This is a genomic window from Aliiglaciecola litoralis (assembly GCF_039523355.1).
Taxonomy (GTDB): Bacteria; Pseudomonadota; Gammaproteobacteria; order Enterobacterales; family Alteromonadaceae; genus Aliiglaciecola; species Aliiglaciecola litoralis.
Map to the genome: position 1 here is coordinate 169,427 of NZ_BAAAFD010000002.1, position 20,367 is coordinate 189,793.

Sequence of the window (20,367 nt, forward strand, 5' to 3'; positions counted from 1 at the left end):
CGTATCTATGAGCGTGGTTGATTGTGGCCTATCTATTCAGGTTACCTCAGATTAATCAGCACTATCTAGTAGATTACACTTTCATCGACGATACTTGAGTTAACCGTGATTAGAGTATAAATTTCAATCTAGCATGTATATTTCAATCGCAGAATGATTAAGGATATGTCACTGTTGTAGTGTAGAAATAATATTGGCCACGGTATTACAATAGGGGCAATTCGGAATGAGCGTAGAGCATCGGCAACCAGACAATAAAAACGACCATCTGAAAGTTGTCAGTCAGTATATTATTGACATTCTGCCGACTAAAACGCAAACGGAAATTATTGAACTTATTTTCGATACCTTACTCCGTAATTTTGATATTGATTATCTAGAGCTCTATTCATTCAAACGCAAAAGCAAAGCTCTGATCCTCTCCGAAGCCTATGCTGAAAAGCGTTCGATACTGCAAGATCTCTTCATTATTAATGAAATTCCTTTGGGCCAAGGAATAATTGGCCAAGCAGCCAAGTCATTGCAGATAGAAAGCATCGACGATGTAAGTTTGTACCCAGAGCTCAATCAAAACGGCGGCAAGTATGTTACAGGGCTCATAATACCCGTAGTGACCGATGGCAAATTGGTTGGTGTCATTTATTGTGCTAGCAATAATACCGAGCAATTACCCAAACATATCCAAAATTCCATCTACGCAATTGCCTCCGTTACTGCTATTAAAGTTGATAAAATTCAGGCTATCGACAAACTTCAACATTCTATTGAGAAACTCGAATATAGTGGGAAGATTCAAGATACGCTGTTCGAAATTGCAGAATTGATTTTTGAAACATCTAGTATGCAAGAATTCTATCAAAGACTGCATAGTTGCATCGCTAAACTCATGTTTGCGTCGAATTTCTTTGTTGGTCTAGTCATAGACGACGGCCAGGCAATTACCTTGCCCTATGCGGTAGATGAAGTTGACGAAGTCCCTCCCAATGAAGTGATCCCACTAGACAACCAAAGACCGAGTATTACAGGCTATGTGTTAAATACCGATAAACCGTTGCTAGCTAGCAAGCAAAAAATTCAAGCCATGATCGACTCTAACCAAGTTTACATAAAAGGGTCGTTACCCAATGCGTGGTTAGGAGTTCCCTTTGGCAAACCGCCTTTACATGGTGTAGTCGTTGTACAAAGTTATAATGACGACATTGGTTACACCCAAAAAGACGAACAATTGCTGTGCTTTGTTGCTCGACATATTCGTAATGCGATAGAACGTATGCAGGCCAAGTCTGATCTGCAATTTTTGGCGTTACATGACCCACTGACAAAACTCCCGAACCGGTCGTTATTTAATGATAGGGTTTACCACGCACTAAACAAATGTAAACGAGAACAAGATCGAAATATCGCCCTGTTATTTTTAGACTTAGACAAATTTAAACAGGTAAATGACACCTACGGACATCATATTGGCGATTTACTGCTAATAAAAGTCGCTGAAATTTTGCAACAAAGTATTCGAGAATCAGATACTTTAAGTCGATTGGGAGGGGATGAATTTGCAATTCTATTAGAGGATATTGATACCAAAGATTCGGCATTAAAAGTGGCCAACAAAATTGTCAAAGCCTTAGAGACACCGTTTAAATTAAACGAAATCCAAATAAAAACCTCAACCAGTATTGGCATCGCATTTCATACTAAATCCAATAGTAATGCCGAGTCTCTGGTCATTTGTGCCGACAAAGCGATGTATCAGGCTAAACAGCAAGGTCGTAACCGAGTCGTTTTACATCAAGGTGATGCGCAATCAGACATGGTGCCAACCAATGTTATTGAAAAGGACTCACTAAAAGGCATCAATGAAAACCAGTTCTTTTTTGTGTTCCAACCTATTGTAGATCTAGATACCGGAGAAGTGCTGGGCGCCGAGGCCTTGGTAAGATGGAAATATTCTAAGATGGGCACGCTCCCACCAAATTCTTTCCTCAATGAAATGGAAGAAAACGGCAGTATTGTGCAACTTGATGTATACAACGTTAAAAGAGCGTTAGGGCATTTAAAGAAATGGAAGAGCCTCCTTCCTTATGATTTTCGCTTGTCGGTCAACATTTCAGGTCTAGGCTTTACCTCGATCTCTTTACTCGAAGCAATTGAGCTCGAATACGAAAACGATCCTGACCTATTCCGTTATCTAACGTTAGAAACGACCGAAAAAAGTATTATTAAAGGGGTCGAATTGACACGGGCGCAAATGAATATCTTCTCCAAAATGGGGATTCAATTAGCACTTGACGATTTCGGAACCGGTTATTCCTCATTAAGTTATTTAGGACAGTTTAAGTTTAACTATATTAAAATTGATCGCAGTTTCGTAAGTGGCCACCTTGTAAGCTCACAACAAAGCATCATCTTAGAATCAATCAATAGTCTGGCTAGATCACTGGCCATCGAAACTATCGCTGAAGGTATAGAGACCCAGGAGCAATTGGAGCTTATGAGAGACCTAGAATACTCAATGGGACAAGGTTTTCATATCAGTGAATTGCTAACCGAACAGCAATTACTCGATTTACTTCGAAGCAAAAAGAAGCTTATGACTAGTTAATCTTAACTGTAGGGTCATTACCGTTATTTCCAGCCGATATTGGCTGGGGTTGCTTTGACGCTTTCTTCTTGGTTGCAAACACATATGCGAAAAACGCACTCACGTACGTGAGTCATTAATACCCTCGAGATTGATCACCAAACTGCCATCCAAGGTCTCTACATCACAATTGTTACCTTCACCGCTTCGATCAATCACTAAAAAATCGCATTCATGATTCAGGGCTAGGCAGAAGTGATGCCAGGTGCCTTTGTGGTAGTTAACACCTTGGGTCGGCTGGGCGAGAAAGACCTCTATGTTGTTCTTGTCGAACGCACCTTTAGGCGCAACCACTACTAGGTAAGGCTGCTGACTAAGCGGCATAAAGGCTTGGCTACCCAGTGGGTGACGCTCCATCATCTCGATTTTAATCGGCAAGGTAAGCGGCGTGGAACGGAAGATACTGACAATAGCTCGGCCGTTCTCGTCGGCCACATCTATCTGTGCCAAATCATGAAAACGCTCCGTATAACCGTCATTTATGGTGAAGTGATGTTTATCAGCGCTCGCTTCAAGCACATCACCGTATGGCGCGAAGGCCTCTGAACTAAGAGGCCTAATCGGCAATGATACTTGCCCAGTGTTTTTCGTCATATCAATCTTCTTTTCGGTAGCCGAATGTACGCAGACGAGAAACACCACCGTCTGGAAAGATATTCAATCTAATATGCGTAAAATGCGCCTTAGGATCAGCAATTTCATCGATAAACACATGTTCCCGATGGGCATAGAGTTTGTTACGCGGAATAATGGTTTGCCATTTGGCACTGCCATCGATGCAAGCCTGACTATCATTCATGGTACCTTCGAGAGTAAAGGTATCAGGGAAATTTCCTTTAAAGTGATGGGTATCGACTATCACTTTATTGATCGAGCCAATATGGCCAAGTTTGACAATATTCCAATCTGGTCCGGGATCTCGACGGCGCTTTGTTTCCCAACCGTCGCCCATGTCTTTGCCGCGGCCAGGCATGATAAGGTTATTTTTATCGCTAAAAAACATATCACTCACCAGCAGTGAGCGCCCGCCATTTTTGACATACGCCAGATCAATCAATTCGCCAGGTAGAAATTGCTGCCAATCCACTTGGGCTTCACCGTAAACGCGAAACCGAGCCACGCCTCCATCAGGAAAAATATTCAGCCTAACGTGAGTACAGCATTGTACATTGTCTATCTCAAACAGATTTTGGCTGTGGGCCTCAACTGGAGAATCGGCCAGCAAGCTAAACCATTGGGTATCAGCACCGGGTTGTTGAGCCGAGTGGCAGCCTTCAATAGACACCGTTTGCGGCGCATTGCCGCGAAAGAAATTGGTGTCCACGTCGAAGCCTTTGATCACCCCTGGCACGCCAAGACGGATAATGCACCAATCATGATCCCGACCATTATCACGTCCATAACTGCGACGCGACTCCCAGCCATCCATCCATTTCCCGCGCTCAGTATATTTATCATCGATAAAGATACCTCTACCGGCTTTCAGCAAGTTTTCCATTTCAGCAAAAAAATCATCGCTACAAGACAGGGTTTCACCGCCTAGGCGTTCACTGGCTAAATCAATATACTGCTCACTAAGTTTATTTGGTATTGCTTGTTGGCTCATTTGTTTCTCAATAATTTTAAGTATTCGTTGTTCAATAACGTCCTGCTTATCGCTACTTTTTATTCACTATCTGCGATTAGCTTACAACAGATACTGGTGTGTCCGTTGGCTATGGTTAATCTCTGGGTTGTTCATCCATTTTAGATACGGGGCGGTTGCTTAGCTGATCAGCTAGCGTAGTTTGCCGATGTTAACTTTTTTCGCCCTTACAGTTAACGCAAGGTTGGTGTCATTCAATGACAACATGTTGTTTCAGGTCGATAACGATTGTATTGCCCCACATGCCGTAATGCCAGCAAAATAGTTCATCCTTGCAGGCTTCGAATGCCCCCTTATGAATTTCGATTGGCCGTTGAGGTTACGGGCATCGCATTTATCGCCATCTCATCATTTAACCGTCTTCAGCTTGATTGGAAATTCCGCAGATTCGCATAACCTAATGTTTTTGAGCATGTCTGTAAATGAATTGCTAAACTCTTAATTCAATATTAACGCTTTTATACTGGCGGGTTGGCATCCTGCTACAAAGGGTGAACTACAATTCAATCTCCACGTTCGTCAATTTTAAATAGCTGTTTGTGGCTTTTGCTGGTACTCGTCATTACTGCAAAATCAACTGAGGCTAAGACCTGTGCCGACAACAATGATGAGCACTCATACGATGTCACTTTATTTATGCCCGACGCAAAAATCAGTGAATTCTGGAGCGCGTCGCATAACTTTGCACGATCTGTGGCCAAACATCTCAATATTAATTTAAAGATTATCTCGCTGGAGGGATTTAAACGGACCCGATTCGGGTTTCTGCAACTAATTACTCAAACGCTGACAGAACGTCATAAACCTGATTTTATATTATCAATCATGTACGGCGGAGGTGAGTATGCTCAACTTGAGCTATTCAATAAATTGTCAGTTCCCTTTATCACTTTCAATAGCAGCTTAGGACCATTGGAGTTAAGAGTGACTCAGAATCCGCGTGAGCAATTCCAGCATTGGAAAGCGCATATGTCCCCCGATGAATTTTCGGCGGGGGCAAACGTGGTAGCAAATCTAGTTGCACAAAAAGGGGGAACGACGCTAGCTATTTTAGGTGGTTCAACAACCTCAGTCGTAAACAAACATCGTATAGAAGGCGCATTAAAGCAAGCAAAAGCAGAATCGATTTCTGTGCTAGCGCCTGTCTATACCGATTGGAGCGTACAAAGGAGTATGTTCGCCACACGCACAATTTTAAGACGCGCGCCAGATGTGGATATGATCTGGACTGCAGCTCCTGAAATAGCTGATGGTGCACGTAGGGTATTAGCTGAGTTAAATAAAAGTGCAGTCATAGGTTCGTTCGACTGGACTGACACAAATATTCAATTGATTGAACAAGGCGATCTTGCATTTAGCTATGGTGGACATTTTACGGAAGCAGGCTGGGCAATTATTTTGCTTTACGATTATCTGCGCGGAAGCGATTTTGCAACTGAACTGGGCACCATGATCCTTTCGCAACTGAAAAAAATGGATAGATCTAACATCAACGATGTCAAATACCTTCTCCATAAAAGAAACTGGAGTGATACTGATTTTAGAACCTACAGTAAGTGTTTAAACCCACTAAGAGATTCTTACGATTTTACGCTTAGTCCTAAGTAACCTGAACTCTGGATAATAAGCGTCCCTCAATAACACCCATTTTACGCTTATCTGCGTTGAGTTCATGTTAAGTAGATAAAGAGTGCCGATGGAATAAGGCGGAAATTTCTGACTATTACACTACCAAAGGATCAAGTTCAAATTGCAATAATAAAGTCATTCCATTAGCCAAAAACATCAAGTTGTAATTGCTGTCAAATGCTACGACTCAAATGGCAAGTTTAACTGTAGAAATTTGGCTTTTGAGGGAAGGCCTACGTGCAGCCCTACCAATCTAATCCCCCTATCCGCTTTACGACTATAAGCTTCATCGATGAGCTCGATAAAGTAGTCTTTATTCAATTCCGCGCAGCGATGCTCGACTGTCGTTTGTTGGAAGTCGCTGAATTTTAGCTTTACGCCTTGGCTTTGAATTTTGGTATTAGCGCGAGCCGATATGAGTCGCTCTTCTAATTTAGGATAGAGTTTTTCTACTACTTCTAAGCACTGCTCTTTGGTCAGCAAATCTTCAGATAACGTACGCTCAACTCCGACTGATTTGCGCTCTCTGGATAAACTGAGATCACGGTCATCAATTGCATGGCTACGATTCCATATCACTGGTCCAAACTTCCCAAAGCCTTTGACCAGTTTTTCTAATGAGTAGGCGCGCACATCATTACAAGTATATAAACCTAGATTATGTAGTTTTTGCACTGTCACTTTACCCACGCCTGGAATTTTACCCAAGGGCAAAGCTTTGACAAAGTCATCTAATTTATCTGGCGTGATCACACAAATGCCATCGGGCTTGTTTTCATCGCTAGCGATCTTTGCTACAAACTTGCAAGGCGCGACTCCAGCAGAGGCCGTTAAACCTGTTTCAGCGAAAATTGCTTTGCGTATATCTTCGGCGATTAAGGTGGCGCTGCCGCAAAAAAGGGTGCAGTCGGATACATCGAGGTAGGCTTCATCTAGCGAAAGGGGTTCAATTTTATCGGTGTAACGCTGAAATATCTGGCGGATTTGCTTGGATATTTCCACGTACAACTCCATGCGTCCTGGCACTAACACTAGGTTTGGACAGAGTTTTACTGCATGCGCCGTTGCCATTGCAGAACGCACACCGAATTTTCGAGCGGGATAATTGCACGTGGCTATGACTCCGCGCCGATCTGAACTACCACCAATGGCAATGGGCAGGTGACGCAATTCGGGCTTGTCACGCATCTCCACGGCGGCATAAAAGCAGTCCATATCTATGTGAATTATTTTGCGCAAAGCCAAAACCGATCAAATCAAATAACTGTTATTATATACAGTTACCTGATAATTGCATTAGTTAACTACCAGCGAGAGTTGAAGAGATCCCGGCTTTAAGAGCACTGCCGGGATGACAGATAGTGAGAGCTCCACCGGGATGACAGTGACGTTCTGTGTCATCCCCAAGTGCTCTTGTTGGGGATCTCCGTAACAGTCCTTCGTAGTTAATTACACACAGGTGTTGAGAAGATCCCGGCCTCAAGAGCCCCGCCGGGATGACAGTGACGTTCTGTGTCATCCCCAAGTGCTCTTGTTGGGGATCTCCGTAACAGTCCTTCGTAGTTAATTACAAACAGGTGTTGAGAAGATCCCGGCCTTAAGAGCACCACCGGGATGACAGTGACGTTCTGTGTCATCCCCAAGTGCTCTTGTTGGGGATCTCAGTAACAGTCCTTCGTAGTTAATTACAAACAGGTGTTGAGAAGATCCCGGCCTCAAGAGCCCCACCGGGATGACAGATAGAGAGAGCCCCACCGGGATGACAGATAGAGAGAGCCCCACCGGGATGACAGTGACGTTCTGTGTCATCCCCAAGTGCTCTTGTTGGGGATCTCCGTAACAGTCCTTCGTAGTTAATTACAAACAGGTGTTGAGAAGATCCCGGCCTCAAGAGCCCCACCGGGATGACAGATAGAGAGAGCCCCACCGGGATGACAGATAGAGAGAGCCCCACCGGGATGACAGTGACGTTCTGTGTCATCCCCAAGTGCTCTTGTTGGGGATCTCCGTAACAGTCCTTCGTAGTTAATTACAAACAGGTGTTGAGAAGATCCCGGCCTCAAGAGCCCCACCGGGATGACGGTTAGGGAGAGCACCACCGGGATGACAGTGACGTTCTGTGTCATCCCCAAGTGCTCTTGTTGGGGATCTCCGTAACAGTCCTTCGTAGTTAATTACAAACAGGTGTTGAGAAGATCCCGGCCTTAAGAGCCCCACCGGGATGACAGAAAGGGAGCCCCGCCGGGATGACAGTGACGTTCTGTGTCATCCCCGAATGCAGTTATCGGGGATCTCACAAACAGCGCGCAGGGGCTTATATAAGCGATATCACTAAAGGATTTGGTTTTGTTTCCATTCGGCGAGTTTTTTCTCGCGTTGCTGCTCTCTTTCCATGCGGGCTTTTTTACGATCGCAGGGTTCCGGGCAGTCACATGCTTTGTCGATTCCTAACGCGCCTAATCCACCGCAGCTGCCCGATATGGATTTTTGTTGCACGATAAACCCTACAGCCATGGCTAACACCACAATCAAAAAGAATCCGAAGGCTAAGATAAATGTACTCACGATATTTCCTACTTTTGATTTACGCTTAGTATAAAAAATGCTTAATTCTGTTGCTTGGCCGCTTGAATATATTCGTCAAAACGTCCACTAGTATACGTCTTAAAGCCATCTTTTTCTCGAGTAATTAGCATCACATCTAATTGTTGCTCTTGAGCTAGGCGTAATGCCGCATCTTTGCCCATCACTCCCAATGCAGTAGCAAGACCATCTGCTGTCATAGATGACGGATGCACTACGGTCACCGAAACTAAATTGTGTTGAATTGGATAACCAGTGCGCGGATCAATTAGGTGTGAGTATCTGACCCCATTTTCTTCAAAATAGTTTCGATAGTCACCTGAGGTGGCAATTGCATTGTTACCGATGCTGAGAACAGTTTGCACATCACGCTTGTCGATAACGGGCTGCTCAACTGCGATACGCCAAGCAATACCGTTTCCCTTAAGTCCAGCAACACGCATCTCGCCGCCAATTTCAACCAAATAGTTGGTATGCCCTAGCGACTCTAACAGGTTGGCTATTTCGTCAACGCCGTAACCTTTAGCAATGGTAGAAAGGTCAACATAGAGATCGGGAGTCAGTTTACTAGCGGTATTAGACCCAAGATAGAGTTTATCTAAACCTATCTTTTGCTTGAGTGCTTCAATAGTCGCTTTTGAAGGAATGACTTCGGGTTTGGCATCTGGACCAAAGCCCCATAAGTTAACCAAAGGACCCACGGTTACATCCAAAACGCCATCGCTGAGTTCACCCAAGCGCTTTGCTTCACGCAATACCAGCATGGTTTCTGCTGATAAGGTAAAAGGCAACGTACTGTGATGCTGATTGAATCGCGATAATTCAGAATGAGGATCGTAGGTCGACATTAGCTTGTTTATCTTAGCCAAACGTTGATCGATCTTATCTTTTAGTTCATCAGCGGAAACGACTAGCCCTTCGTCTTTGCGTATTTTTACGTTATAGCTTGTGCCCATAGTAGGCCCAGTAAGGTGCACATCTGTCACCTCTTGCGTGGCGTTCAATAACAGCAACAATATAACGATGACACTGCCTAGTAGCGAGATAACTTTTACTTTTATCATAAACCCTTAAACCATAAAAAAGAGGGACGATATCGTCCCTCTCCTTGTATCGATTAGCGCGACAGAATTAACCGCCGAAATCATCCAACATGATGTTCTCGTCTTCAACACCTAGCTCTTTAAGCATGTTGATTACCGCAGCATTCATCATAGGTGGACCACACATGTAGAATTCACAGTCTTCTGGCGCTGGATGGTCTTTCAGATAATTCTCTAACAACACGTTATGAATAAATCCGGTGTCACCTTCCCAATTATCTTCAGGTTGTGGATCAGACAATGCCACGTGCCAAGTAAAGTTTTCGTTTTCTTTTTGCAGCATGTCGAAATCTTCAACATAGAACATTTCGCGTAACGAACGTGCGCCATACCAGAACGTAATCTTACGATCGGTTTTTAAGCGACGAAGTTGGTCAAAGATATGCGAACGCATCGGCGCCATACCCGCACCACCACCAACAAATACCATTTCGGCTTGGGTGTCTTTTGCGAAGAACTCACCAAATGGGCCTGAAATTGTGGCTTTATCACCCTCTTTAAGGCTCCAAATGAACGACGACATTTTACCTGCCGGCAAGCTAAGATTATTAGGTGGCGGCGTAGCAATACGCACGTTCAACATAATAATGCCTTCTTCTTCTGGGTAGTTCGCCATTGAGTAAGCTCGAATCGTTTCTTCGTCAACTTTAGATTCAATGTCGAAAAATCCGAAACGTTCCCAATCGCCGCGATACTCATCAGGAACATCGAAGTCTTTGTACTTAACATGGTGAGGTGGAGCTTCAATTTGAATATATCCACCAGCACGGAAAGGAACGCTCTCACCGTTAGGAATGCGCAACACCAATTCTTTGATGAAAGTCGCTTTGTTATCATTAGAAATAACTTCGCAGTCCCATTTTTTGATGCCGAACACTTCTTCTGGAAGTTCGATGTCCATGTCTTGTTTAATAGCCACCTGACAAGACAAACGACAACCTTCTTTGGCTTCGCGCTTACTCACGTGATCCAACTCAGTAGGTAGAATTTCGCCGCCACCTGATTTGATATCAACGCGACACTGGCCACAAGAACCACCGCCACCACAAGCAGAAGATACGAAGATCCCTGAATCTGCTAAGGCACCTAGCAATTTACCGCCAGGAGAGGCCGTAATCGCTTTATCAGGATCGCCGTTAATAGTGATGGTCACGTCGCCCGACGGCACCAATTTAGATTTTGCAAACATGATGATAAACACGAGTGCCAATACAATGGCGATAAACATGCCTACACCAAGGTAAATTTCACTTTGATTCATTTACTAATACTCCTTAGTGCTGCCGCTTAAAGCGCCACGCCTGTGAATGATTGGAAACCAAGCGCCATTAATCCAGCGATCATAAATACCGATCCCAATCCACGTATGCCTTCAGGCATATCAGCATATTTTAATTTTTCGCGAACAGCGGCAAGTAAGGTGATCGCAATCGCCCAACCTAGTCCACTACCAATGCCGTAAACCACGCTCTCGGTAAAGTTGTATTCACGTTGAACCGCAAATGCCACACCACCAAAGATTGCACAGTTAACCGTGATCAATGGTAAGAAAATACCAAGGGCGTTGTACAAAGCAGGAAAGAACTTATCCAAACTCATTTCCAGAATTTGAACTAATGCAGCAATTACGCCGATAAAGGTCAAAAAGTTCAAGAAGCTTAAATCTGCATCAGGAAATCCTGCCCAAGCCAATGCGCCAGGAGCAAGTATGTTTACATAGATTACTTGGTTAACCGGCACAGAAATACCCAGTACCACGATTACCGCAACACCCAAGCCCATGGCCGTTTTTACTTTCTTAGATACTGCAAGGAAGGTACACATTCCCAAGAACAGCGACAGCGCCATGTTTTCGATAAACACTGAGCGCACAAAAAGACTAATATAATGTTCCATTTCTTACTCCTTGGGCTCAACTTGTTCTGGACGAATAGTTCGGATGAACCAAATCAAACCACCAATCAAAAAGAACGAACTGAAAGGTAGGATTAATAGACCGTTACCTTGATACCAACCACCGTTTTGTACCAATGGTAAGATTTCAAAGCCAAGTAAGGTACCAAACCCAAATAACTCTTTGATCACACCAATAACGATAAGTACAAACGAATAACCTAAGCCGTTACCAATACCATCTAAAAAGCTCATCAGAGGCGGACTCTTCATTGCATAGGCTTCAGCGCGCCCCATTACAATACAGTTGGTAATAATCAAACCAACGAATACCGATAACTCTTTGGCAATTTGATAGGAATAGGCTTTTAACACCTGATCAACCACGATTACCAAAGAGGCGATTATGGTCATCTGAATGATGATCCGCACACTCGAAGGAATATGGTTACGGATAATAGAGATAAATAAGTTCGAAAAGGCCACTACTGTGGTCAATGCCAATGACATTACCAATGCAGTTTCCAATTTTGTGGTAATCGCCAATGCAGAGCAAACACCTAAGACGTGCAATGCAATTGGGTTACTACTTAGTATCGGTCCGAACAAGACCTGTTTCATTTCTTTAACTTCAGCCATTGCTCTAACCCTTATGATTTCCAAGTCTGGTTTTTAAGATACGGACCAAATCCGTTCTCACCTGCCCAGTACTTCAAGGTGTTTTCAACACCATTGCTGGTCAAGGTGGCACCGGAAAGTGCGTCCACCGCATATTCGTTATCAGGGTTGGCATTTTTCTTAACATCAATCGCCACTTGGCCATCTTTGTACAGTTTTTTGCCATCCCATTTCGCTTTCCAATCTGGATTAAGAATTTCGGCACCTAAGCCTGGAGTTTCTTTATGCTGATAATAAACAAGTTCTCGAACTGTATTGCCATCTGCATCTAATGCTAAGAATCCAAACATCAAATCCCAAAGACCACTGCCATGCACGGGTAAAACAATGCGCTGAACGGTGCCGCTGGTATCTTTTACAAGATAAACAGACGCAACACTAGAACGGCGTTGAAAACCGACATTACTGTTTTCAACTTTAACCGTGTATTTAGGGTCATTAGCGGCTTTGTACATATCAAAGCCTTCCGGTACATCTACGTATTGGCCGGTGCTGATATCCACGTGACGCTCTTCAACGAACTTGTCAAACGTACAAATAACATTGCAGTCTGCGGTTGTTTCAATTCCAGCCGCTTCAAGAATGTTAGATTGCTTATCTTTAGCTGCATTTATTTGTTGTAGTTCACGCAAACCAACGGCTGCACCTGAAACCACAATTGAACACACCAAACATACGGCAACGACGATACCGACTGTTTTGCCTAGAGTTTCCTTTTTAGCCGACACGAGCAACCCTCCGCTTAATGTTACTTTGAGCCACGAAATAATCGAACAGTGGCGCCCATAAGTTTGCAAATAGTATGGCTAGCATGATCCCCTCAGGGAACGCCGGGTTGAGTACCCGAATCATCACAGTCATAAATCCTATTAAAAATCCGTAAGCCCATTTACCTTTATCGGTAAACGAAGCGGAAACGGGGTCGGTTGCCATAAAGAACATACCAAACGCCATTCCACCAATGACCATGTGCCAGTACCAAGGCATGGCAAACATCGGGTTAGTGTCACTGCCAATGAAGTTCAGTAAAGAAGCAAAGAATGCCACACCTAATGCTACACCAGCGACAATTCGCCACGACGCGATGCGCATATAAATAATAAACAAACCACCTAGCAAAATTGCCAAACTTGAGACTTCACCCATTGAACCTGGGATGTTACCGAAGAACGAGTTCCACCATAGGTCCATGTTGTTGTAATCCATTTGGCCTGCAGCCGCTTTACCTAACCAGGTAGCGCCTGAGTAGCCATCGGCAGCAACCCAAATTTGATCACCTGAGATTTGTGCTGGGTACGCAAAATACAAGAATGCGCGACCCGAAAGTGCTGGGTTTAGGAAGTTTCTTCCAGTACCACCAAAGATTTCTTTAGCGATAACCACACCAAAGGTAATACCTAAGGCTGCTTGCCATAAAGGAATAGTGGCGGGTAGTGTGAGTGCAAATAGTACTGAGGTAACGAAGAATCCTTCGTTAACTTCGTGTTTGCGCACTGAGGCGAAAATCACTTCCCAGAAACCACCGACAATAAACACAGTGGCGTAAATGGGTACGAAGAAACAAGCACCATAGGCCATCATGCCCATCCAACCTATGCCTTCAATACCTAATTCACCGCCCAAGGCCGAGAACAATTGCGCTTGCCAAATATCTGGCAAGGTTCCAGCGCCGGCTAGAATAGCCTCATGTGCCTGAGCACCAATGTTGTACATACCAAAGAACATCGCTGGGAAAGTCGCGGCCCAAACCATGATCATAATGCGTTTCAAATCGATACTGTCACGAACGTGGGTAGTCGATTTATTGACTTTACCCGGTGTGTAAAAGATAGTCGCAGCGGCTTCATAGAGCGCGTAGTACTTCTCATACTTACCACCTGGTTCAAAATCAGGTTCAATATTTTCTAAAAAAGCTTTTAAACCCATGTCTTAGCCCTCTTTCTCGATTGTGGTGAGACACTCTCGTAAGATCGGTCCGTAGTTATATTTGCCTGGGCATACATAGGTACACAGGGCGAGATCTTCTTCATCCAACTCAAGGCAGCCTAAAGTTTGCGCTGCGTCTGTGTCACCAGAAATCAAATCACGTAGTAGTAATGTCGGTAAAATATCTAACGGCATAATGCGCTCGTAATTGCCGATAGGCACCATCGAGCGATCTGAACCATTAGTCGATGTGGTCATATCGTACTTCTTACTCGGCGACAAATGACCAAGATAAGCACGGGTTACCGAGTGCATTTTGCTACCAGGGGCTAGCCAACCAAACAATTTTTTCTCGCGATCTTCAGCCAGCAAAGACAATTGATTGTGATAACGACCTAAGAAGCCATGAACACCGTGAGCATGCGTTCCCATAAGTACCGAACCCGACACGACACGAACATCGTCACCAGCAAGTTCGCCAGCCGTCAATTGATCAGTATCAGCACCGAGTACCGTTTTCACTAAACGAGGATTTTTAGCTGCAGGACCGGCAATCGAAATAACGCGCTCATTATTTAATTCGCCCGTAGCAAACAATGCACCAAATGCCATTACGTCTTGGTAGCCAATGGTCCACACCATTTTACCTTGACCAACTGCATCTAGAAAATGGATGTGCGTGCCAGCAAGTCCAGCTGGATGTGGTCCAGCGAACTCTTCAACTTTCACTTGCGTGTTGCCCACAGGAATATCGGCACCGGGGGCTTTACAGACAAACACATCGCCGCTAGTCAATTTGCTTAGCACTGCAAGACCGTTTTCGAAGTCTGCTTTGCGTTGCGCGATAATGACTTCTGGGTCAGCGGCTAATGGATTGGTATCCATGGCATTAACGAAGATAGAACGCGGCTCGGAACCCAGTGCAGGCACTTTACTGTACGGACGAGTTCGCAACGCCACCCACAGACCAGATTTAACCAGATTCTCTTCGACTTTTTCACGAGCAACAGCAGCGAGCTGTGATGCATCGTATTTGTCGAATGTCTCTTGTTCGTTACCAGATACTTCGATAACCACTGACTGTAAGACACGTCGAGCGCCACGATTGACCTCAACCACTTTTCCCGCTGCTGGAGCAGTGAACAATACACCAGGGTTCTTTTTGTCTTCAAAAAGAGCCTGACCTTTTTTCACTACGTCATCAACTTGAACGAACATGGTGGGACGCATCCCGACATATTCTTCCCCCAACACCGCCACTCGGGTCACGCTGGGTCCATCTTGGATCGTTTGGTTAGGAGCCCCCTTGATAGGAAGATCTAACCCTTGCTTGATTTTTATCATATGCAACCGCAGTCTTGTAAAATAAAATTAAAATGAAAGAAATATCATTTTTAGGCTCTTAGTGTTTGCTTTGTGCTGAAGTTAATATCAGCCGCACTTTCACATGAAAACCCAAAGGTGATCGCTCTTTTCGATTTAGTCTCTACTTAGTTTCCGTACATGAATTCGTAACCCGGTGAACACAGACGCATGCTGCATTGGCCCCCCACCTCGCTCGAAAATGAAAATGTTGCTGGCGATCAGAATGTCGAATTTAGATGCTCAGCCTTGTTAACTATGGAATTTTAGCATTATTTGCATACTTTGCACCATGCAATTTATTGTGAATTAAGCATTTTTGGCCCGAAAATGAATTTTACTACGGAAAAAAGCTTAATCAATTGTTTTCCTAACGCTAAAAATACACAAACCGCCAAAAAGGCGGTTTGTTGAAAAAGCGGCTACAAGATCAGGTTACCATTCCACTAACGGGTCAAGATCTTGTTCGTAATCCACTCCGTCGATGTCAAATCCAAATAGTTTCAGAAATTCATGGTGATAACCGGCATAGTCACTAAGCTCATGGAAATTTTCCTGAGTCACCTGATCCCATAACTGTTTGATTTTAGCTTGAGTAGCATCATTAGTTTCCTTGCCATCCATGCGTAGTCGATTCATATCATCGGTTTGTGGATCATCTTGCAATAGCTTTTCCGAAAACAAGCCCGCAATCTGCTCAATACAGCCTTCATGGGTTCCTTCTTGCTTCATCACTTTATATATCAACGAGATATACAACGGCATGACTGGAATAGCTGAGCTGGCTTGAGTCACTAACGCCTTTAAAGAAGAAACATAGGCTTTTACATTCTTATCTTTCAATGAGTTTGTTATGGCACTGGCAGCACGATCCAAATCTTCTTTTGCTTTACCAATAGTTGCTTGACCATAGATCGGCCACGTAAGTTCTTTACCTATGTAGGTATAAGCTGTGGTTTTACAGTTATCTGCTAATAAGTCAGCATCGGCTAAAGCTGCTAACCATAATTCCCAATCTTCACCCCCCATGACTTTAATAGTGTCGGCAATTTCTTGCTCATTGGCAGCTTCCAATTCGACTTCATGAATTAAGTCTTTATCGGTGTCATAAGTTTTGGTTTTATAATCTTGACCTACTGGCTTTAAGGTTGATTTATACACTTCACCGGTTTCAGGATCAGTACGTCGAGGTGACGCAAGACTGTAAATAACCAAGTCAACTTTACCCATATTGGCTTTAAGTTGCTCAATCACTTGTTGTTTCAATTCGTTGGAAAAGGCATCACCATTGAGGGTGTGAGCGTAAATACCAGCTTGACCTGCAAATTGATGGAAGGCAGCTGTATTGTACCAGCCCGCAGTACCTGTTTTTCGCTCAGTAGGCGGTTTTTCAAAACACACACCTAAGGTTTTAGCGCCATATCCAAAGGTCGATACGATGCGAGAAGCGAGTCCATAACCCGTCGAACAGCCAAGAATAAGCACATTCTTGGGACCTTCTCCCAAATCACCTAAACTTTTTACGTATTCGATTTGTTCGTTAACACTTGCTGCACATCCAACTGGATGCGCATTTGTGCATATAAAGCCGCGTACTTTTGGCTTAATGACCATAATGGGTAATCCTCACAATTAATTTGCTGGCTATTCTAAAGGGCAATGCCGTAACAACACATCTGAGCAGATCAAAAATCGAAATGATGTGGCTTTTTGCCTCACTAAATTCTATTCACCATCACGATTTTTATAGTATTCCATTTCCGAAATACGGTGGTAATTCTGCACGCTATCTTGGAATTTCTTGTAGGACGCATACACCTTAGCGAAAATCGGATCGGCAGCTGCTTGTTCTTGCATCACTTCACTGCTGGCTTGACGAAGTGCGTTCATGACATCTTTTGGTAGCGGACGCATGTCCACTGAGTGAGTTTCCACCAATGCCTGCATTGCGGAATTATTGGCTGCAGTGTACTCATCTAGCATATCTTGATTGACGGCTCGCGTAGCCACTTCGATAATAGCTTGCAAGTCTTTGGGCAACGCTTCATAAGCCTGCTTATTAACCATAAATTCCAAGCTTGCACCCGGCTCGTGCCAACCCGAGTAGTAGTAATATTTCGCCGCTTTATGTAGACCAAATGACATATCATTGTAAGGCCCTACCCATTCAGTTGCATCAATCGCACCTGATTGCAGTGATGTAAACAACTCGCCTCCCGTTAGAGCCACTGGAATACCACCTAGCTTTTTCAACACCTCAGCACCTAAGCCAGGAATGCGCATTTTCAATCCTTTTAGATCGTCGACACTGTTAATTTCCTTTTTGAACCAACCAGCCATTTGCACACCGGTATTACCGCCCACAAAGGGGATCAAGTTAAAGGGCGCATAGAGCTCTCGCCACAATTCCATGCCGCCACCATAGTGCATCCAGCCGTTAAACTCAGTGGCATTCATACCAAATGGAATAGCGGTAAATATCTGCGCAGCTGGCGCCTTGCCTTTCCAATAATACGAGCCAGCATGGCCCATTTCAGCGGTACCACTAGAAACCGTATCAAATACTTCGAAGCCATCGACCAATTGACCGGCACCAAAAACCTTTATTTTTAATCGGCCGTTAGACATACGATCCACGTACGTGGCAAAGGTCTCTGGCGCTTTGCCTAAGCCTGGAAAATTTTTCGGCCAAGATGTCACCAATTTCCACTCATAAGTTTGCTGTGATTGAGCACTTGTGTCTTGCACTTTGCTGTCTCCACCACAGGAGATCAGTGCCATACAAGTCGCTAGCAAAATCATTATGTTAGGTAATTTCATATCAGTTGTTCCAAACGCGTTTAAAGTAAAGATGGCAACCACGTTACCAGATTTGGCCAAATAGCCAATGCTAGTAATAACATCAGTTGAATTATAATAAAGGGAAGCACCCCTTTGTAGATGTGACTGGTTTTTACTTCTGGGGGCGCAACGCCGCGTAAATAGAATAAAGCGAAACCAAAAGGAGGGGTTAAAAACGAGGTTTGCAGATTCACCGCAATCATAATACCCAACCAGATCGGATCAACGCCCATGGCCAACAACACAGGCGCGACCAACGGCACTACTACAAAGGTGATCTCGATAAAGTCTAAGATGAAACCCAGTAAAAATATCACGACCATGACGACCAACACTGCACTAAAGGTGCCCCCCGGTAATTCAGCAAAGAAACCTTCAATCAGTTCCTCACCACCAAAACCGCGAAATACCAATGAAAAAATGGCCGCGCCGATGAGGATCAAGAACACCATAGAGGTCACTCGGGTGGTGGCCATCATCACGTCTTTGAGTTTGCTTAAGGTCAATTGCCGCTGGGCAAGTGCTAGTATTAAAGCACCGGCCGCCCCTACTCCCGCAGCTTCGGTGGGCGTTGCGTAACCAAACAAAATGGAACCCAGAACTAACACAATCAAGAATAGTGGCGGAAATAGTGCACTAAACAAACTGACCTGAGAGTCTGTTTGATCCGACTCTAGCGCCGCAGGCGCAGTTATATGCCTAGCTGCAAACACCAATACATAGATAAGATACATCCCCACCAACAGCAAGCCGGGCACCAGCGCACCGACGAATAAATCCCCAACTGACACCGACTCTGGCGAAAAGATCCCCATGTCTAATTGAGCCTGTTGAAATGCACTAGACAGCACATCACCAAGTAATACTAAGGCAATCGAAGGTGGAATGATTTGTCCCAAGGTCCCGGTTGCGCAAATTGCGCCGCTGGCAAAGGAAGGCGCGTAGCCTTGTTTCAGCATTGTGGGTAAAGATAACAGCCCCATGGTCACGACAGTTGCGCCAACAATGCCAGTGCTGGCCGCCAATAGCATGCCCACTAGTACTACTGAAATTGCCATACCGGACTTCAATCGCCCAAATACCTGCCCCATCGCCATTAACAGGTTCTGCGCTACCTCGGATTTTTCCAGCATCACCCCCATGAACACAAACAGAGGCACCGCCACTAGGGTTTGATTAGTAATAATGCCGTACAGGCGACTGGGAACTGCATGCAAATAGGACGCATCGAATGCACCGAAAAACATCCCGATACCAGCAAATATAAGCGCTGTGCCGGCCAATGTGTACGCAACCGGATACCCCAGTAGCAAAGTAACGCAGACCAAGGCAAACATCACCAATGAGAGATATTCCATTACTGCTCTCCCTGCTGAGGTTGATCTGAATCTTTGCAATTGCACAATGCGAGGGCGTTTTTGAGTATCTCGGAAATACCTTGTGCCACCATGATCGCGGCAAAGACCAAGATCAATGACTTGAGTATAAATACTGCAGGGATCCCGCCAGCTTCACGGGAGTCCTCCAACATACTCCATGAAAACATCACGTAGTCATAAGAAATGATGAAAATGAAGATATTGACCGGTAACAAAAACGCCACACTGCCAAAAAGATTTACTTTGGCTTGTTTCGCTGGACTAAAACGTCGATAAAAGATGTCAACTCGCACGTGCTCATTGACGCGCAGCGTGTGAGCACTGCCAAGCAAAAACACAGTGGCATGCAAATACATCACCGACTCTTGCATGGCAATCCAGCCGATATCAAAACCGTATCTGAGCACCACAATCAACAACATGGTGATCACCATCAATAAGGTAAACCAACTGATCCACTTACATAAGACATCGTTGAGCGTATCTATAAAGTGGAAAGCACTCTCAACTGGACGCATTTCCATAATATTATTCTTATCTTTCTTGTTGGACGGCTATCATAACACTGAGGTGATAGTTGCCTACAGTATTTGGCTGGAATTTTCAGTAAAAAAAGTCATCAGGTCAATATCTTAAGCTGAGTATGACGGGCACAAATAAGTCTCGATGGTGCTTCTAAAGCCTGTT

Annotated in this window: 17 protein-coding genes; 2 read left to right on the forward strand and 15 right to left on the reverse strand. The window is 44.4% G+C overall.

The genetic code is table 11. The features are described from left to right. Window positions 1–226 precede the first annotated feature (226 nt). Window positions 227–2,602 carry a bifunctional diguanylate cyclase/phosphodiesterase gene (locus tag ABD036_RS04405; RefSeq protein ID WP_343856900.1) on the forward strand — a complete coding sequence of 792 codons (2,376 nt, stop codon included), beginning with the start codon at window positions 227–229 and terminating at the stop codon, window positions 2,600–2,602. 99 nt (window positions 2,603–2,701) lie between these two features. Here ABD036_RS04405 and ABD036_RS04410 read toward each other — a convergent pair whose 3' ends face one another. Then, window positions 2,702–3,235 (reverse strand): ureidoglycolate lyase, encoded by a 534-nt coding sequence (locus ABD036_RS04410; RefSeq protein ID WP_343856902.1) that lies wholly within the window; start codon window positions 3,233–3,235, stop codon window positions 2,702–2,704. 1 nt (window position 3,236) lies between these two features. Beyond that, a complete protein-coding gene (alc, locus tag ABD036_RS04415) occupies window positions 3,237–4,247 on the reverse strand; it encodes an allantoicase (protein ID WP_343856904.1) in 1,011 nt (336 codons plus the stop codon). 585 nt (window positions 4,248–4,832) lie between these two features. On the opposite strand from alc, the gene ABD036_RS04420 reads away from it, so the two are divergent. Further along, window positions 4,833–5,894: a substrate-binding domain-containing protein gene (locus ABD036_RS04420; protein WP_343856906.1), complete on the forward strand. Its 1,062-nt coding sequence runs from the start codon at window positions 4,833–4,835 to the stop codon at window positions 5,892–5,894. A gap of 201 nt (window positions 5,895–6,095) precedes the next feature. Here the strand turns inward: ABD036_RS04420 and dinB are convergent, their stop codons facing one another. From dinB to ABD036_RS04485, 13 genes are all read right to left on the reverse strand, one after another. Then, window positions 6,096–7,154: a DNA polymerase IV gene (gene dinB, locus ABD036_RS04425; protein ID WP_343856908.1), complete on the reverse strand. Its 1,059-nt coding sequence runs from the start codon at window positions 7,152–7,154 to the stop codon at window positions 6,096–6,098. A 1,092-nt stretch (window positions 7,155–8,246) separates the two neighbouring features. Then, window positions 8,247–8,480: a (Na+)-NQR maturation NqrM gene (gene nqrM, locus ABD036_RS04430; protein WP_343856910.1), complete on the reverse strand. Its 234-nt coding sequence runs from the start codon at window positions 8,478–8,480 to the stop codon at window positions 8,247–8,249. A gap of 41 nt (window positions 8,481–8,521) precedes the next feature. Then, entirely contained in the window at window positions 8,522–9,562 is a 1,041-nt protein-coding gene (locus tag ABD036_RS04435) for an FAD:protein FMN transferase (RefSeq protein ID WP_343856911.1), read from the reverse strand. A gap of 67 nt (window positions 9,563–9,629) precedes the next feature. Beyond that, window positions 9,630–10,862, reverse strand: coding sequence for an NADH:ubiquinone reductase (Na(+)-transporting) subunit F (gene nqrF, locus ABD036_RS04440; protein ID WP_343856912.1), 1,233 nt, complete (start codon window positions 10,860–10,862; stop codon window positions 9,630–9,632). A gap of 26 nt (window positions 10,863–10,888) precedes the next feature. Beyond that, entirely contained in the window at window positions 10,889–11,497 is a 609-nt protein-coding gene (nqrE, locus tag ABD036_RS04445) for an NADH:ubiquinone reductase (Na(+)-transporting) subunit E (protein ID WP_343856913.1), read from the reverse strand. A gap of 3 nt (window positions 11,498–11,500) precedes the next feature. Then, entirely contained in the window at window positions 11,501–12,133 is a 633-nt protein-coding gene (locus ABD036_RS04450; protein WP_343856915.1) for an NADH:ubiquinone reductase (Na(+)-transporting) subunit D, read from the reverse strand. An 11-nt stretch (window positions 12,134–12,144) separates the two neighbouring features. After that, entirely contained in the window at window positions 12,145–12,900 is a 756-nt protein-coding gene (locus ABD036_RS04455) for a Na(+)-translocating NADH-quinone reductase subunit C (RefSeq protein ID WP_343856917.1), read from the reverse strand. Then, window positions 12,890–14,098 (reverse strand): NADH:ubiquinone reductase (Na(+)-transporting) subunit B, encoded by a 1,209-nt coding sequence (locus tag ABD036_RS04460; RefSeq protein WP_343856920.1) that lies wholly within the window; start codon window positions 14,096–14,098, stop codon window positions 12,890–12,892. Before ABD036_RS04460 ends, ABD036_RS04455 begins: the two co-directional genes overlap by 11 nt. A 3-nt stretch (window positions 14,099–14,101) precedes the next feature. Next, window positions 14,102–15,442: a Na(+)-translocating NADH-quinone reductase subunit A gene (locus ABD036_RS04465; RefSeq protein ID WP_343856922.1), complete on the reverse strand. Its 1,341-nt coding sequence runs from the start codon at window positions 15,440–15,442 to the stop codon at window positions 14,102–14,104. 453 nt (window positions 15,443–15,895) lie between these two features. After that, window positions 15,896–17,074 (reverse strand): enoyl-ACP reductase FabV, encoded by a 1,179-nt coding sequence (fabV, locus tag ABD036_RS04470; protein WP_343856924.1) that lies wholly within the window; start codon window positions 17,072–17,074, stop codon window positions 15,896–15,898. 111 nt (window positions 17,075–17,185) lie between these two features. Continuing rightward, window positions 17,186–18,280 (reverse strand): TRAP transporter substrate-binding protein, encoded by a 1,095-nt coding sequence (locus tag ABD036_RS04475; protein ID WP_425542543.1) that lies wholly within the window; start codon window positions 18,278–18,280, stop codon window positions 17,186–17,188. A gap of 20 nt (window positions 18,281–18,300) precedes the next feature. After that, on the reverse strand, window positions 18,301–19,659 hold the full coding sequence (locus ABD036_RS04480) for a TRAP transporter large permease (RefSeq protein WP_343856926.1): 1,359 nt from the start codon (window positions 19,657–19,659) through the stop codon (window positions 18,301–18,303). Continuing rightward, entirely contained in the window at window positions 19,659–20,204 is a 546-nt protein-coding gene (locus ABD036_RS04485; protein ID WP_343856928.1) for a TRAP transporter small permease subunit, read from the reverse strand. The genes ABD036_RS04480 and ABD036_RS04485 overlap by 1 nt, the downstream gene beginning before the upstream one ends. Window positions 20,205–20,367 lie beyond the last annotated feature (163 nt).

Bases quoted from the DNA above. Each gene is read 5' to 3' on its own strand.
- ABD036_RS04405 (WP_343856900.1), top strand. From the start codon at position 227: ATGAGCGTAGAGCATCGGCAACCAGACAATAAAAACGACCATCTGAAA.
- ABD036_RS04410 (WP_343856902.1), bottom strand. From the start codon at position 3,235: ATGACGAAAAACACTGGGCAAGTATCATTGCCGATTAGGCCTCTTAGT.
- alc (WP_343856904.1), bottom strand. From the start codon at position 4,247: ATGAGCCAACAAGCAATACCAAATAAACTTAGTGAGCAGTATATTGAT.
- ABD036_RS04435 (WP_343856911.1), bottom strand. From the start codon at position 9,562: ATGATAAAAGTAAAAGTTATCTCGCTACTAGGCAGTGTCATCGTTATA.
- nqrF (WP_343856912.1), bottom strand. From the start codon at position 10,862: ATGAATCAAAGTGAAATTTACCTTGGTGTAGGCATGTTTATCGCCATT.
- nqrE (WP_343856913.1), bottom strand. From the start codon at position 11,497: ATGGAACATTATATTAGTCTTTTTGTGCGCTCAGTGTTTATCGAAAAC.
- ABD036_RS04450 (WP_343856915.1), bottom strand. From the start codon at position 12,133: ATGGCTGAAGTTAAAGAAATGAAACAGGTCTTGTTCGGACCGATACTA.
- ABD036_RS04460 (WP_343856920.1), bottom strand. From the start codon at position 14,098: ATGGGTTTAAAAGCTTTTTTAGAAAATATTGAACCTGATTTTGAACCA.
- ABD036_RS04465 (WP_343856922.1), bottom strand. From the start codon at position 15,442: ATGATAAAAATCAAGCAAGGGTTAGATCTTCCTATCAAGGGGGCTCCT.
- fabV (WP_343856924.1), bottom strand. From the start codon at position 17,074: ATGGTCATTAAGCCAAAAGTACGCGGCTTTATATGCACAAATGCGCAT.
- ABD036_RS04475 (WP_425542543.1), bottom strand. From the start codon at position 18,280: ATGAAATTACCTAACATAATGATTTTGCTAGCGACTTGTATGGCACTG.
- ABD036_RS04480 (WP_343856926.1), bottom strand. From the start codon at position 19,659: ATGGAATATCTCTCATTGGTGATGTTTGCCTTGGTCTGCGTTACTTTG.
- ABD036_RS04485 (WP_343856928.1), bottom strand. From the start codon at position 20,204: ATGGAAATGCGTCCAGTTGAGAGTGCTTTCCACTTTATAGATACGCTC.